This window comes from Pseudomonas sp. 9.2(2024) (genome assembly GCF_039695385.1).
GTDB classification, from domain to species: domain Bacteria; phylum Pseudomonadota; class Gammaproteobacteria; order Pseudomonadales; family Pseudomonadaceae; genus Aquipseudomonas; species Aquipseudomonas paraglycinae.
The window spans coordinates 3,792,687-3,808,266 of the sequence record NZ_CP155585.1; the positions used below are offsets into that span (position 1 = coordinate 3,792,687).

Below are 15,580 nucleotides of genomic sequence, written 5' to 3' on the forward strand. Positions count from 1 at the left end.
GGGATCTCCTTAAAGGGTGCCGATGCTGTCCGGTTCGAATGCCGCTGCGACCGGAGCGATGCCGTTGACCAGCGGTGCGCCGAATTCGGCCTGGCTGATCTCGAACACGTCGCCCGGCTGAGTGCGAATGCCATCGGCGAACGACAGGGTCGCGGTGCCGAAGAAGTGAATGTGCACGTCACCGGGACGCAGGAACTGGCTGTACTTGAAGTGGTGGTATTCGAGGTTCGCCAGGCTGTGGCACATGTTGGCCTCACCGCTGAGGAACTCGTTCTGCCACAGCACTTCACCGTCGCGCAGGATGCGGCTGGTGCCCGCCAGGTGTTGAGGCAATTCACCCGTGCGAAGTTCCGGGCCGTAGCTGCAACTGCGCAGTTTCGAGTGGGCCAGATACAGGTAATTCTTGCGCTCCATGACGTGATCGGAGAATTCGTTGCCCACCGCGAAACCGAGGCGATACGGCTTGCCGTCGTGGCCGATGATGTAGAGCCCGGCCATTTCTGGCTCCTCGCCGGCGTCTTCGGCAAACGGCGGCAGCGGGAACGGCTGACCGGGACGCACAACGATGCTGCCGTCGCCCTTGTAGAACCATTCTGGCTGCACACCGGCCTGCCCCGCCGCCGGTTTTCCGCCCTCCACGCCCCACTTGAAGATGCGCATGGTGTCGGTCATCGCCGCTTCGTCACCGGCCTGCTGGTGCATCTTGTCCCGGGCCGAGGCGCTGCCGAGGTGCGTGAGGCCGGTGCCGCTGACCAGCAGGTGCGCCGGGTCCGGGTGATCCAGCGGCGGCAAAATGCGCAGTTTGGCCAGCAATTCGGCGTAATCGTGACTGATGCCGAGGCCAAGGGTTTGCACTTGCTGCGCGAGGGTGCTGCCGGCCTCGATCGCGGCCAGGGCCAGATCGCGAACCGTGCGCGCATCTTGTACTTCACGCACGAGGCCGTCCTCGACCACCCCGACACGGCGCTCGCCGCTACTCAATTCGAATTGAACCAGATGCATGATGTTCTCCTGTTAAAACAAATCCTGGATCGAAATCAGGTACGCGTCGCACCCCGTGCACTCGCTGCAAATTGCTCGACCGGGAGCACATGCTTGCGCTCCAGCAAGCGATAGACGACACCCGTCAGAATCAGCCCGAACACCATCACCCCGGACAGGAAGTACAGGCCCGAAGCGAGGTTGCCGGTGTATTCCTTCAGCGCGCCGATCACGAACGGGCCGATGTAACCGCCGAGGTTGCCCACCGAGTTGATCAACGCAATCCCGGCTGCAGCACTGGCACCAGCGAAGAACCGCCCCGGCAGCGTCCAGAACACCGCCGTGCAGGAAAACAGCGCAAACGCCACCAGACACAACGCCGCCAGTTGCGCCACCGGCAACGACAGCCAGGCGCTGAGGAACAGGCCGATCGCGCCCAGCACATAAAGCACCGCGAGATGGCCGTAGCGATCATTCAAACGGTCGGAGCTGCGCGGAATGATCAGCAGGCCGATGATCCCGAAAATGTACGGCACCGAAGACACGAAACCTGTCACCAGATCGCTGCCGCCGAACTGTTTGATCAGGGTCGGCAGCCACAGGCCCAGGCCATAAATGCTCAGGGTCACCGGCAGGTAGAACAGCGCCAGCAGCAGCACGCGTTTGTCTTTCAGCGCATGCAGCGGATTGCCGTGACGGGTCTGGCCGTATTCCTGCAGGTCCTTTTTCAGCTCGCCTGTCAGCCAGTCCTTCTCGGCCTGATCCATCCATTTCACTTGCTGCGGGCCGTCCGGCAACCAGCGCAATACCGGCCAGGTCAGCAGGATCGCCGGGGTGCCGATGACGATGAACAGCCACTGCCAGCCATGCAGGCCGAGGATGCCGTCCATGCCCAGCAAACCGCCCGAAACGGGGCCGGTGATCATCATCGCGATGGGTTGGGACAGGATGAACAACCCGAGGATCTTGCCGCGATGGCGCACCGGGAACCATTGGGTGATGTAGTACAGAACGCCGGGAAAGAACCCCGCCTCCGCCGCGCCGAGCAGAAAGCGCATCACGTAGAAACTGTGCGGGCCCTGGACGAAGGCCATGCCGATGGTGATCGCGCCCCAGGTGATCATGATCCGCGCAAACCAGCGCCGCGCGCCGAAGCGTTCGAGCATCAGGTTGCTGGGGATTTCAAACAGAAAGTAGCCGATGAAAAACAGCCCGGCACCGAGGCCGTAGGCAGCATCGCCGATACCGATGTCGGCGCCCATGTGCAGCTTGGCGAAGCCGACGGCCGAGCGATCCACATAGGCGATCAGGTACAGCAGGATCAGGAAGGGAATCAGTTTCAGCGTGATGCGCCGGACAAGACGCAGTTCCTGGCTCATGAGATCGGTCTCCGATTGTTGTTTTTATGGAACCTCGGGGAACGCCTCTCGCGGAAAATCGCCAGGGCCATCCCTCCGTCGAAAACGACTATATAGTAATACTAATTATGCGACAACACTTCCAAATCGACGATTTTGCGCATATGTTTAGCCGAAGCTCGCAAACAATAGTCTTACAATAAGAGAATCGATCATGTCTGATAAGAAACTCACCCTGCGCTCCGCCCAATGGTTTGGCACGGCCGACAAGAACGGCTTCATGTACCGCAGCTGGATGAAGAATCAGGGCATCGCCGACCATCAGTTCCATGGCAAGCCGATCATCGGCATCTGCAACACCTGGTCGGAACTGACCCCGTGCAACGCGCACTTCCGCCAGATCGCAGAGCACGTCAAACGCGGGGTGATCGAGGCTGGCGGCTTCCCGGTGGAATTCCCGGTGTTCTCCAACGGCGAATCGAACCTGCGCCCAACCGCCATGCTCACCCGCAACCTGGCGAGCATGGACGTCGAGGAAGCGATTCGCGGCAACCCGATTGACGGCGTGGTGCTGCTGACCGGTTGCGACAAGACCACCCCGGCCCTGCTGATGGGCGCAGCCAGTTGCGACGTGCCGGCGATCGTCGTCACCGGCGGGCCGATGCTCAACGGCAAGCACAAAGGCAAGGACATCGGCTCCGGCACCGTGGTCTGGCAGCTCAGCGAACAGGTCAAGGCCGGCACCATCACGATTGACGATTTCCTCGCGGCCGAGGGCGGCATGTCCCGCTCGGCCGGCACCTGCAACACCATGGGCACTGCGTCGACCATGGCCTGCATGGCCGAAGCACTCGGTACTTCCCTGCCGCACAACGCGGCGATTCCGGCAGTGGATGCGCGGCGTTATGTATTGGCGCACATGTCCGGCATGCGTGCGGTGGAGATGGTTCGTGAGGATCTGAAACTGTCGAAGATCCTGACCAAGGAAGCCTTCGAAAACGCGATCCGGGTCAACGCGGCCATTGGCGGTTCGACCAACGCTGTGATCCACCTCAAAGCCATCGCCGGGCGCATTGGTGTCGAGCTGGATCTGGACGACTGGACCCGCATCGGTCGCGGCATGCCGACCATTGTCGACCTGCAACCGTCCGGGCGTTTCCTGATGGAAGAGTTCTACTACGCCGGGGGATTGCCGGCAGTGTTGCGCCGCCTCGGCGAAGCCAATCTGATTCCGAATCCGAACGCGCTGACCGTCAACGGCAAATCCATCGGCGAGAACACCAAGGACGCGCCGATCTACGGTGAAGACGAAGTGATCCGCACCCTCGACAATCCGATCCGCGCCGACGGCGGCATCTGCGTGTTGCGCGGCAACCTCGCGCCACTGGGCGCGGTGCTCAAACCGTCAGCCGCAACGCCGGAGCTGATGCAGCACCGTGGCCGCGCGGTGGTGTTCGAGAACTTCGACATGTACAAGGCGCGCATCAACGACCCGGAACTGGACGTCGATGCCAACTCGATTCTGGTGATGAAGAACTGCGGGCCGAAGGGTTATCCGGGCATGGCCGAAGTCGGCAACATGGGGCTGCCGGCCAAGCTGCTGGCGCAGGGCGTGACCGACATGGTACGTATCTCCGATGCGCGCATGAGCGGCACAGCCTACGGCACCGTTGTGTTGCATGTCGCGCCGGAAGCGGCGGCCGGCGGGCCTTTGGCGGCAGTGAAGGAAGGTGACTGGATCGAGCTGGACTGCGCCAGCGGGCGTTTGCATCTGGACATTCCGGACGCTGAACTGGCGGCGCGCATGGCGGATCTGCAACCGCCGCAGCAATTGTTGGTGGGTGGGTATCGTCAGCTGTATATCGACCATGTGCTGCAGGCGGATCAGGGTTGCGATTTCGACTTCCTGGTAGGTTGCCGAGGGGCTGAAGTCCCCCGCCATTCCCACTAACACCGCCGTCCCCCTGCCCTGATCATTCCCACGCTCTGCGTGGGAATGCAGCCCGGGACGCTCTGCGTCCCATTCGAGAACTGGAACGCAGAGCGTCCCTTCAGGCATTCCCACGCGGAGCGTGGGAACGATCATTGCCTCGCTCCAGATTACGCCGTGCCTGCTATGATGCGCGGCATCTCCATCGCTCAGGATCGCGCCACTCCCCATGGATTACCGCAAACCTTCCGACCGTAAAAGCATGCACTCGCGCATCGTCCAGGAACTGGGCATGCAGATTGTTTCCGGACGCTTTCTGCCCTGCGACAAGCTGCCCGCCGAAGCCTTGCTCTGCGAGGAATACGCGGTCAGCCGGCCGGTGTTGCGCGAAGCCACCCGAGTGCTGGTCGCCAAGGGCCTGGTGTATTCGAAACCGCGCGTCGGCACCGTGGTCAAGCCACGCCGCGAATGGCACATGCTCGACCCGGACGTGCTGCACTGGCTGATGCAAAGCAGCCCGCAGAACGAGTTCTTCAACGTCCTGACCAGCGTGCGCAGCATCATCGAACCCGCCGCCGCCGCCCTCGCCGCCCAGCACGCCACCGATGCCGACATTGCGTCGATTGCCGAGGCTTACCAGCGCATGGAAGCGGCGCCGACCCCGGAAGCCTTGCTGCAACCGGATCTGGACTTTCACAGCCGGATCGCCGATGCGACCCACAACGATTTGCTGGCCAATCTGTGCAACATGCTTGCGGTGGCGATTGCCGAGGCGTTGAAGCATTCGAATCAGCGGCCGAATCTGCATGAGCTGGCGTTGCCTCGGCACAAGGCGATTTTGACGGCGATCGAGAATCGGGATGCGTTGGGGGCTCGGCATGCGACGTTGGTGCAGCTGGATGATGCGCGCAGCGCCTTGAGTGTTGTGCTTGGGGCGGATCTTTCGTAAGCCTTTAGTCCGCCTGCCCTCACCCTAGCCCTCTCCCAGGGGGAGAGGGAACCAATCCGGGGATATTGACGATCTACACCGACGTGAACGATTTGCTTTGAATCCATAATCGACTGGTTTTTTCAGGTCGATGTATCACGCGAGACATTGCGGTCAGTCCCCTCTCCCTTTGGGAGAGGGCTAGGGTGAGGGGGCTTTTGCTCTCACACCATAAAAAAGCCGCAACCCTTCAAGGTTGCGGCTTTTTCATTTCAGCCAACCGGATCAGTGAGCAAACAGAGAATTTCCCTTCTGCCCCGCCAGTTTCTCCGGCTTGATCAGGAACTTCGCCAGTGCCGGCAATAGCCACAGCGCACCGAACATGTTCCACAGCAGCATGAAGGTCAGCATCAGGCCCATGTCGGCCTGGAACTTGATCGCCGAGAAGATCCAGGTGCACACGCCGATGGCCAGGCACAGACCGGTGAACAGCACCGCTTTACCGGTGGATTTCAGGGTCTGGTAATAGGCTTCCTGCAGCGGCAAACCGGCACGCAGGAAACTTTCCAGGCGGCTGTAGATGTAGATGCCGTAGTCCACGCCGATGCCCACGCCCAACGCCACTACCGGCAGCGTCGCTACCTTCACGCCGATACCCATGAACGCCATCAGCGCGTTGCCCAGCACCGAGGTCAGCACCAGCGGCAGCACGATGCACAGGGTCGCCGCCCACGAGCGGAAGGTGATCATGCACATCACCGCCACGCAGATGTACACCAGGATCAGAATGGTCAGCTCGGACTTCTTGATCACCTCGTTGGTGGCCGCCTCGATCCCGGCGTTACCAGCCGCGAGGATGAACTCCAGGCCTTCCTTGTTGTTTTCCTTGGCGAAGTCCTGCACCGCATGCACGGCGCGATCCAGGGTTTCGGCCTTGTGGTCGTTGAGGAACACCAGCACCGGCGCCAGCGAGCAACTGTTGTTGTACAGGCCGTCGGCCCGGGCGATTGAGTTGTTCAGCACATCCGGGTTGCGCGACAGGGTTTCCCATTTCAGGTTGCCCTCGTTCATGCCCTTGATCATCTGCTTGGACACGGTCACCAGCGAGATCGCCGACTGCACGCCCTCGGTGTTCTGCATCTTCCACATCAGCTCGTCGATCGGCGCCATGGCTTCATAGCGCGAGCAGCCTTCGGACTTGGTCTTGACCATCACCACCAGCACGTCGGAACTGGTCGAATAGTTGCTGATGATGAAGTTGTTGTCCTTGTTGTAGCGCGAGTCCGGACGCAGTTCCGGCGCGCCCTGGTCGAGGTCACCGATTTTCAGGTTCTGGCTGTACCAGAGACCGCCGCCGAAGGCGACCAGCGCCAGGGCGATGGAAATCGGCGCGACTTTCGGGTTGGCGAAATTCGACAGCAGACGCCAGAACGGATGCTCGCGATGCGCGTCCTTCTTGCTCTTGGCGATGGCGCGCTTGCTGATGCCGACATAGGAAATCGCCACCGGCAGCAGGATCAGGTTGGTGAACACGATCACTGCCACGCCGATGGAAGCGCCGATGGCCAGCTCGCGGATCACGCCGATGTCGATGATCAGCAGCGTGATGAAGCCGACGGCGTCTGCCAGAATCGCGATCATCCCCGGCAGGAACAATTGACGGAATGTCCGCCGTGCGGCCGTCAACGCGTTGTCCGCCTCACCGGATTGCAGGGCGATACCGTTGATTTTCTGCACGCCGTGGGAAATGCCGATGGCGAAAATCAGGAACGGCACCAGCATCGAATAGGGATCGAGGCCGAACCCGAAGAAGTGCATCAACCCGAGTTGCCAGACCACCGCCACCAGCGTGGTGCTCAACACCGCCACAGTGCTGCGCAGGCAGTTGGTGAACCACAGCAGCAGGATCAGGGTGATGACGAAGGCGATGCCGAAGAACATCACCACCATCACCAGGCCGTCGATCAGATCACCGACCTTCTTGGCGAAACCGACGATGTGGATCTTGACGTTGGGGTTCTGCGCTTCGAACTTGTTGCGGATCTTGTCTTCGAGCTCATGGGAGAACTGGCGGTAGTCCAGCGCCAGCAGCTTGCCCTGGTCCTGTGGGTCCGGGTAGGACTCCAGCAACGGGATGTCGACGATGCTCGACTTGAAGTCGTTGGCCACCAGACGCCCGACCTGACCGGACTTGAGCACGTTGTTGCGCAGCAGATCGAGGCTGTCCTGGGAGCCATTGTAGCTCTGCGGGATCACTTCGCCGCCGGCAAAACCTTCCTCGGTCACTTCGGTCCAGCGCACGCTCGGGCTCCACAGCGACTTGAGGCCGGAACGGTCGACGCCGGAGATGTAGAACACCTCGTCGTTGATCTGACGCAGGGTCTCCATGTACTCCTTGGAGAAGATGTCGCCATCCTTCGCTTCCACCGAAATACGCACGGTGTTGCCCAGGTTCGCCAGATCGTTGCGGTGCTCCATCATCTTCTCGATGAACGGATGCTTGAGCGGGATCATCTTTTCGAAACTGGTGGACGGGCGGATCAGCGTGGCCTGCCAGAACAGGAAAATGCTGACCAGCAGGCAGATCACGATCACTGCCGGGCGGTTGTTGAAGATCAGGCGCTCAAGAAACGTCGCCTTGTCCTGATGATGAGTGCTCAAGGAAGTCATAGCCCCGCCTTCTTATTATTGATTCGGCTCATTTGCCCAGCTCGGCGCCGTTCGCAGTAGTGACCCGCACGCCACCCTGCCCGCTCAGGATCAGATTGCCGTTGCCGGCGGCGGTGACCGACGACAGCGAGATGCGATCCGGACGGTTGAACACGCTGAAGGTTTCGCCGTTGTCGCTGCTGCTGACCACCGAGCCGCCGTTGCCGACGATGACGATGGAGCCATCTTCGAGCAGTGTGGCACCGGACAGGCCGAACTCCAGCGAACCGCGCGCAGCTTTCAGTTCGACCTGCTCCCAGGTGCTGCCGAAATCGGTGGAGCGGTAAAGGTTGCCGCGCAGACCGTAGGCCAGCAGGGTTTGCGGCTGCGCCGTACCGATCACGCCGAACAGCGAGCCTTCGTACGGGCCTTCGAGTTTTTCCCAGGTCTGGCCCCAGTCGGCGGAGCGGAACATGCTGCCCGACTCACCGACGATGAACAGGCCGGCGTCTTTTACGGAAGCGATGGCGTTGAGGTGGAACTGGTCTTCGTTGTCGAGGCGGTCGCTGACGTCTTCCCAGTTTTTGCCACCATCGGTGGTTTCCAGCAGCGCGCCGTAGGCACCTACGGCCAGGCCACTGTTGACGTCCTTGAACCAGACGTCGAGCAGCGGCGACTCACGCTTGAGGTCTTCGAACTGTTTGGTCCAGGTCAGGCCGCCGTCTTCGCTGGAGAGGATCTGTGCGTCGTGGCCGACGGCCCAGCCGTGCTTGTCATCGACGAAATACACGGCGGTCAGCAACTGGCGGCTCGGCACTTTGGCCTGGGTCCAGGTCTTGCCCTGATCGTCGGAATAGAGAATGTGCCCGCGATCCCCAACCGCCACCAGCCGGGTTCCGGCGTGAACGACATCGAGCATCAGGCTTTTCGAGGCCTTGGCCGATTCGGTGGAATAGACCACGTCGGCTGGCGCTTCGGCGGCGAGAACCGGCGCCGACAATGTGGCAAAGCCCAGCAGAGAGAGTGCTGTGGCCAGCAACGCGGTGTTGCGTAACGCCGGCGGGCGGCAACGACTCATAGACCTTCCCCTGTTTATTATTGTTGGTCATGGACCTTAAGGGCGCCGCAAGGGTGCTCACGGTGACTGCCTGGTCACAAGCATAGTCCTGAAACCCGCCATCCAGAGCCCCTTCGGAAGCTGGCTCATCCTATCGGGCATTCGAAACGTCTGACAATCGGCGCAACGTTATCTTTTGTTAACCGCGAAGGAGCGGGGTTGCGAGCGAATGGAGGGGTATTCGCCGGGTTGATGAACCCGCATCTGGCCCCTCGTCAAAAATAATCATCCAGCTTCAACCTCTGAGCCGCGTCATCTTTCAGAACCCGGATCGACTGCATGTCGCAAGGCATAGTCTCGAAGACATAACCCTTGGCCCCGGGAATTGCGACAACCGCTTTTTTTTCACTGATCAATGCCGCTCTGGCGCCATGGGGCATCCCGGGGATGGCGCATTCGCGCGGATGAAGATGAAACGAGGCGAATACCAGAGCTTCCTGAACACCTTCTTCGACATGTTTGAGAACAAAAACCCACACACTCCATGAACTGCTGACGGTGAAAAGAGACACGCCGAGGACAATCCAGCGCATGGTCGCGCGCCTAATGTGGCTTCGACCGGATTTGTATTTTTTCCAGAACGGCGCTGACAGAGGATCGCGCTTCGCCGACTCGCGGAATGTCGGCTTCACTTCATTCATGAACATATATGTGACGATGACAATGAGACTGCCCAGCATCGTCGCGGCGTATAGCCAAGTGAATGCAAGTATCAGCAACGTCAGCGTCTTTTGTGCGACGGGAAACTGGGTGGCTTCGACTCGCGTGTAGTGAACGATGAAATAGTCAGCCCAGGCACTCGCAAACTGGCCGATACCCAACGTTATCAAGGCCGCGGTGAGGGCCAGCCACCAGAAGTTTTCCCTGAATTTGGCGACCAGATTGAAATATCTGATCGAGAGGACCAATGAACTCAGGCACAGGGTGACCCATACCTGCAAGACCACACTCAGATCCGCAGGGCTGCCCAGCCTGGTCCATAAAGCGAGCAACAGCAGCAGCGCCAGCGACACAAGGGTCAGCGCCGCCAGATACTCGTCGACCCCCCACCATCGAATGCTGTAGTTGAGCTTCCAGGGCCAGTGTTTCGAACCTGTTCTGACAAACATCGGGCCATCCATGCAGCGTCTGGCCACTTCCAGTACGAAAGCGAAAATCAAATAGGTAGCAATGTAGGGGAGCATTGATCGCGAGCGTCCTTTCTCTCAGATCGGACAATGTTATCCCAAGCCTTCCGCTTATCCGATCAACGCCTCTAAACATTTGAACTGCCGCCCCTGAATGGCGTGGCGCTTGCGCATGCCGTCCATCTGATCTCGTACAAATTCGAATGGGAGGCTTGCACGATCGGTATTATGGTATACCATCAGACGCACAGACACTCTTTATCCCCTACGGAGCAGCTCATGAGTTTCGAAATTCGCAAGATCGTCAGCTATGTCGAAGAGACCTTCATTGAAGGCGGCAAGGCTTCCGACACCCCGGTGACCATGGTGGGCCTGGCCGTCGTGATGAAAAACCCGTGGGTCGGCAACGGCTTTGTCGTAGACCTCAAGCCGCAGATTCGCGCCAATTGCTCCGACCTCGGCGCGATGATGGTCGAGCGTCTGGTGGGCATCATCGGCGGTGCCGAGAAGATCGAGGCTTACGGCAAAGCCGCGGTGGTCGGCGCCGACGGCGAAATCGAGCACGCGTCGGCGGTGATCCACACCCTGCGCTTCGGCAATCACTATCGCGAAGCGGTCAAGGCCAAGAGCTACCTGAGCTTCACCAACAAGCGCGGCGGTCCGGGCACTTCGATTCAGATCCCGATGATGCACAAGGACGACGAAGGCCTGCGCTCGCACTACATAACCCTGGAAATGCAGATCGAAGACGCCCCCCGCGCCGACGAAATCGTCGTGGTGCTCGGTTGCGCCGACGGTGGTCGCCTGCACCCGCGCATCGGCAACCGCTACATCGATCTGGAAGAACTGGCCGCCGAAAAAGCCCAGTAATCACAATAAAAAAGGCATTGCAGGAGCGCTCCATGATTCGGCTCACCGCTGAACTCACCCCGGCCGGCACCAGTTATCTGGCGACAGGCGTTGGCCAACCCGTGGTGTTGATCCACGGCGTAGGCCTGAACAAAGAAATGTGGGGCGGCCAGATCGTTGGCCTGGCCACGCAATACCGGGTGATCGCCTACGACATGCTCGGCCATGGCGCCAGCCCGCGACCGGCCAGCGGCACCGCCCTGCTCGGCTATGCCGATCAGTTGCTGGAGTTGCTCGACCACCTGCAATTGCCCGAGGCATCGGTGATCGGCTTTTCCATGGGCGGTCTGGTGGCGCGGGCGTTTGCCCTGCATTACCCGGACCGCCTGAAAAGCCTGGTGGTGCTCAACAGCGTGTTCAACCGCAGCGAAGAGCAACGCGCCGGCGTCATCGCCCGCACCGCTCAAGCTGCCGAACACGGGCCCGACGCGAATGCCGAAGCGGCACTGTCGCGCTGGTTCAGCCGTGAATATCAAGCGGCCAACCCGGCGCAGATCGCCGCGATCCGCCAGACCCTGGCCGGCAATGATCCGCAGGGTTACCTGACCACCTACGAATTGTTCGCCACCCAGGACATGTACCGCGCCGACGACCTGGGCAGCATCCAGGCGCCGACGCTGATCGCCACCGGCGAGCTGGACCCCGGATCGACCCCGGAAATGGCCGAGCAGCTGGCCGCGCGCATTCCCGGTGCGAAGGTTGCCGTGCTGCCGGAGCAACGGCATATGATGCCGGTAGAGTCGCCACGGCTGGTGAACCAGACGCTGCTGGAATTTCTCGACACCGCACACGCCCGACAAAACCATATAAAGGGGATCGTTGCATGACACTCGCACGCTTCCAGATGTGCATCGGCGGAGAATGGGTCGACGCCCTCTCCGGCAAGACTTTCGAAAGCCTCAACCCGGCGCTGGCCGAACCCTGGGCCGAACTGCCCGACGCTGACGAGGCCGACGTCGAACGCGCCGTGCAAGCCGCGCAGACCGCCTTCGACAGCCCGGCATGGCGTGGTTTGACCGCCACCGCGCGCGGCAAATTGCTGCGTCGTCTCGGTGACCTGATCGCTGAAAACAAGGAACAACTGGCGCAGCTGGAAAGCCGAGACAACGGCAAGCTGATCCGCGAAACCCGGGGTCAGGTCGGTTATCTGCCGGAGTTTTTCCACTACACCGCAGGCCTTGCCGACAAGCTCGAAGGCGGCACCCTGCCGCTGGATAAACCCGATCTGTTCGCCTACACCGTGCACGAAGCCATGGGCGTGGTCGCCGCGATCATTCCGTGGAACAGCCCGCTTTATCTGACCGCGATCAAACTGGCACCGGCATTGGCGGCGGGCAACACCATCGTGATCAAGCCGTCGGAGCACGCCTCGGCGACCATCCTCGAACTGGCGCGCCTGGCCCTCGAAGCCGGGATTCCGCCGGGCGTGGTCAACGTCGTCACCGGCTACGGCCCGAGCACTGGCGCCGCCCTCACCCGCCATCCGCTGATCCGCAAGATCGCCTTCACCGGAGGCGCGGCCACGGCCCGGCATGTGGTGCGCAGCAGCGCCGAGAACTTTGCCAAGCTATCGCTGGAACTGGGCGGCAAGTCGCCGAACATCATCTTTGCCGACGCCGATCTCGACAGCGCGATCAACGGCGCCATCGCCGGGATCTACGCGGCGTCTGGCCAGAGCTGCGTGTCCGGTTCGCGACTGCTGGTGCAGGATGAAATCTACGACGAATTCGTCAGCCGACTAGTGGAGCGCGCCCAGCGCATACGCATCGGCAACCCACAGGACGACAGCAGCGAAATGGGCCCGATGGCCACCGCGCAGCAACTGGCGGTGGTTGAAGGTCTGGTGGCCGATGCCATCGCCGAGGGCGCGCGTCTGCGTCTGGGCGGCAAGCGCCCGAGCGGCGTCGGTGACGGCTGGTTCTACGAACCGACGCTGTTCGAATGCGATCGCAATTCGATGAAGATCATGCAGGAAGAAGTGTTCGGCCCGGTGGCTTCGGTGATCCGGTTCAAGGATGAAGCCGAAGCGCTGGCGATCGCCAACGACTCGCAGTTCGGCCTCGCCGCCGGCATCTGGACCCGCGACCTGGGCCGCGCCCATCGTCTGGCCCGGGACGTGCGTTCGGGGATTATCTGGGTCAACACCTACCGCGCGGTGTCGGCCATGGCACCGATCGGCGGCTTCAAGAACAGTGGCTATGGACGCGAAAGCGGCATCGATTCGGTGCTGGCCTACACCGAACTGAAAACGGTGTGGATCAACCTCTCCCAGGCGCCGATGCCTGATCCGTTTGTGATGCGTTAGGAGTCCTGCGACATGATCGAACCCGGCATTTACAAAGACGTCATGAGCTCGTTTCCGTCCGGGGTCACGGTGGTCACCACCCTCGACCCGGATGGCGGCATCGTCGGCATCACTGCCAGCGCCTTCAGTGCGCTGTCGATTGATCCGGCGCTGGTGCTGTTCTGCCCCAACTACGCTTCCGACACCTACCCGGTGCTGCGCGACAGCAAGAAGTTCGCGATCCATTTGCTGTCCGCCGACCAGACCGCCGAGGCCTACGCCTTCGCCGGCAAAGGCAAGGACAAGGCCAACGGCATCGAGTGGCATTTGAGCGAGCTCGGTAACCCGATCCTCGCCAAGGCCACGGCGATCATCGAGTGCGAGTTGTGGCGTGAATACGACGGTGGCGACCACGCGATCATCGTTGGCGCGGTGAAGAACCTGATCCTGCCGGAGCAACCGGTGACGCCGATGATTTATCACAAGGGCAAGCTCGGCGCTTTGCCGACACTGGGTTGAGCGGAGAAACACATGAGCAACGAAAAGTACGAGCAAGGCCTGAAGATCCGCACCCAGGTGCTGGGCCAAGCCTATGTGCAGCGCTCGATCGAGAACGCCGACGACTTCACCCGCCCGCTGCAGGAAATGGTCACCGAATACTGCTGGGGTCACGTCTGGGGACGCGAAGGCCTGTCGCTCAAGGAGCGCAGCATGATCAACCTGGCGATGATCTCGGCGCTCAACCGCCCGCATGAACTGAAACTGCATGTGCGCGGCGCCTTGCGTAACGGCCTGAGTCGTGAGCAAATACGCGAAATTCTGCTTCAGGTCGGTATTTATTGCGGCGTCCCGGCAGCCGTGGACAGTTTCCGGCTCGCCCGTGAAGCCTTCGCCGAAGCCGACGCCGAGGCCTCCAGTTAACCCCTCGGCTGTTTTGATGCCCCTCTGGCATGGACAGCCACCTTAAAGAGCGGACCCCATGAAACGCCTGCCACTCGACGACAGCTTCAAGGTCAATCGCAACCCCGTCACCCTGCGCGAAATCGTGCTGGATAAACTGCGAAGCGCCATCATGAACTTCCAGCTGCTGCCGGGCGATCGCCTGGTGGAGCGCGATCTGTGCGATCGCCTGGGCGTGAGCCGTACGTCGGTGCGTGAAGCCTTGCGTCACCTCGAATCCGAAGGTCTGGTGGAATTCGCCGACGCCAAGGGCCCGCGCGTGGCGATCATCACCCTCGCCGATGCCGTCGACATCTATGAACTGCGTTGCGTGCTCGAAGGCCTGATCGTCCAGCTGTTCACCCTGCGCGCCAAGGCCAAGGACATCAAGGCCCTGGAAAAAGCCCTCGACGAGAACCGCAAGGCGCTCAAGGATGGCGAACTGCAACAGGTGATCGACTCGGTGCAGGGTTTCTACGACGTGCTGCTGGAAGGCTCGGGCAACCATGTCGCGGCCACTCAGTTGCGGCAGTTGCAGGCGCGCATCAGCTACCTGCGCGCAACGTCGGTGTCCCAGGAGAACCGTCGCGGCGCCAGCAATCACGAGATGGAAAAAATGGTCGAGGCGATCAAGAGCGGCGATCCGCTGGCGGCGCATCAGGCGTGCGTCGATCACGTTCGCGCCGCAGCCGCCGTGGCCCTCGATTATCTGAAGCGCAAACAGGAAGAGACCGGCGCCACTCCACCGATCACCCTGCCCATCGCGCTGAAAGAACCGCGCATAGGTCACTGACATGTTCAGCCCGAGCTTTTGCCCGAAATGCGGTGGCGCCGACCTCGGTCAGCAGGTGCCGCCGGGCGATACGCACGAGCGCCTGATGTGCCGCAGTTGCGGCTACATCCACTACGTAAACCCGAAGATCATCGCCGGCTGCATCATCGAGCAGGACGGCAAATACCTCTTGTGCCAACGGGCGATTCCCCCGCGCCCCGGCACCTGGACCCTGCCCGCCGGTTTCATGGAAAGCGGCGAAACCACCGAACAGGCCGCCCTGCGCGAAGTCTGGGAAGAAAGCGGCGTGCGCGCGGAAATCGTTTCGCCGTATTCGATCTTCAGCGTGCCGAAGATCAGCGAGGTCTACATCATCTTCCGCGCCCTCGCGCTGGAAATCACTGGCGAGTACGGTCCGGAAACCCTCGCCTGCAAATTCTTCGCCCCGGAAGACATCCCGTGGGAGCAGATCTACTACCCGGCGATCCGGCAGATCCTCGAACGCTACATCGAGGAACGCCAGGCCGGGGTGTATGGCATGTACATGGGCAATGACGACAGCGGCAAGATTCATTTCATGCGTTGA

14 protein-coding genes are annotated in these 15,580 nt (G+C 61.2%); 9 read left to right on the forward strand and 5 right to left on the reverse strand.

The window, feature by feature from the left end:
- Positions 1-9: 9 nt before the first annotated feature.
- A complete protein-coding gene (gene araD1 / locus ABFB52_RS16845) occupies positions 10-1,002 on the reverse strand; it encodes an AraD1 family protein (protein WP_085746238.1) in 993 nt (330 codons plus the stop codon).
- 35 nt (positions 1,003-1,037) lie between these two features.
- Positions 1,038-2,360 carry an MFS transporter gene (locus ABFB52_RS16850; protein ID WP_007957417.1) on the reverse strand — a complete coding sequence of 441 codons (1,323 nt, stop codon included), beginning with the start codon at positions 2,358-2,360 and terminating at the stop codon, positions 1,038-1,040.
- A 193-nt stretch (positions 2,361-2,553) separates the two neighbouring features.
- On the opposite strand from ABFB52_RS16850, the gene ABFB52_RS16855 reads away from it, so the two are divergent.
- Together ABFB52_RS16855 and ABFB52_RS16860 are read left to right on the forward strand one after the other, a co-directional pair.
- The gene (locus ABFB52_RS16855) at positions 2,554-4,290 is read left to right on the forward strand and encodes an IlvD/Edd family dehydratase (RefSeq protein ID WP_129974217.1); all 1,737 of its coding nucleotides are present in this window, start codon (positions 2,554-2,556) and stop codon (positions 4,288-4,290) included.
- A gap of 208 nt (positions 4,291-4,498) precedes the next feature.
- Positions 4,499-5,218: a FadR/GntR family transcriptional regulator gene (locus ABFB52_RS16860; RefSeq protein WP_011334609.1), complete on the forward strand. Its 720-nt coding sequence runs from the start codon at positions 4,499-4,501 to the stop codon at positions 5,216-5,218.
- A gap of 264 nt (positions 5,219-5,482) precedes the next feature.
- Here ABFB52_RS16860 and ABFB52_RS16865 read toward each other — a convergent pair whose 3' ends face one another.
- The 3 genes from ABFB52_RS16865 to ABFB52_RS16875 form a co-directional block, all read right to left on the reverse strand.
- Positions 5,483-7,867 (reverse strand): RND family transporter, encoded by a 2,385-nt coding sequence (locus ABFB52_RS16865; protein ID WP_007957414.1) that lies wholly within the window; start codon positions 7,865-7,867, stop codon positions 5,483-5,485.
- A gap of 28 nt (positions 7,868-7,895) precedes the next feature.
- Positions 7,896-8,924 (reverse strand): YCF48-related protein, encoded by a 1,029-nt coding sequence (locus ABFB52_RS16870; protein WP_346836087.1) that lies wholly within the window; start codon positions 8,922-8,924, stop codon positions 7,896-7,898.
- 254 nt (positions 8,925-9,178) lie between these two features.
- Positions 9,179-10,147 (reverse strand): hypothetical protein, encoded by a 969-nt coding sequence (locus tag ABFB52_RS16875; protein ID WP_129974260.1) that lies wholly within the window; start codon positions 10,145-10,147, stop codon positions 9,179-9,181.
- Positions 10,148-10,369: 222 nt separating this feature from the next.
- Between ABFB52_RS16875 and ABFB52_RS16880 the strand changes: the two genes are divergently transcribed.
- From ABFB52_RS16880 to ABFB52_RS16910, 7 genes are read left to right on the forward strand one after another with little or no spacing between them, the layout of a single operon-like run.
- Positions 10,370-10,960, forward strand: a complete 591-nt coding sequence (locus ABFB52_RS16880) for an amino acid synthesis family protein (RefSeq protein WP_129974261.1) — start codon at positions 10,370-10,372, stop codon at positions 10,958-10,960.
- 32 nt (positions 10,961-10,992) lie between these two features.
- Complete coding sequence (locus tag ABFB52_RS16885; protein ID WP_085746234.1) at positions 10,993-11,826, forward strand: alpha/beta fold hydrolase; 834 nt, start codon at positions 10,993-10,995, stop codon at positions 11,824-11,826.
- Complete coding sequence (locus ABFB52_RS16890) at positions 11,823-13,304, forward strand: aldehyde dehydrogenase (RefSeq protein ID WP_085603065.1); 1,482 nt, start codon at positions 11,823-11,825, stop codon at positions 13,302-13,304. Before ABFB52_RS16885 ends, ABFB52_RS16890 begins: the two co-directional genes overlap by 4 nt.
- 12 nt (positions 13,305-13,316) lie before the next feature.
- Complete coding sequence (locus ABFB52_RS16895) at positions 13,317-13,802, forward strand: flavin reductase family protein (protein WP_007957406.1); 486 nt, start codon at positions 13,317-13,319, stop codon at positions 13,800-13,802.
- 12 nt (positions 13,803-13,814) lie between these two features.
- Complete coding sequence (locus tag ABFB52_RS16900) at positions 13,815-14,204, forward strand: carboxymuconolactone decarboxylase family protein (protein ID WP_085746232.1); 390 nt, start codon at positions 13,815-13,817, stop codon at positions 14,202-14,204.
- Between the two features lie 58 nt (positions 14,205-14,262).
- Positions 14,263-15,015 carry a GntR family transcriptional regulator gene (locus ABFB52_RS16905; protein WP_085603063.1) on the forward strand — a complete coding sequence of 251 codons (753 nt, stop codon included), beginning with the start codon at positions 14,263-14,265 and terminating at the stop codon, positions 15,013-15,015.
- A 1-nt stretch (position 15,016) separates the two neighbouring features.
- Positions 15,017-15,580, forward strand: a complete 564-nt coding sequence (locus ABFB52_RS16910; protein WP_102718137.1) for an NUDIX hydrolase — start codon at positions 15,017-15,019, stop codon at positions 15,578-15,580.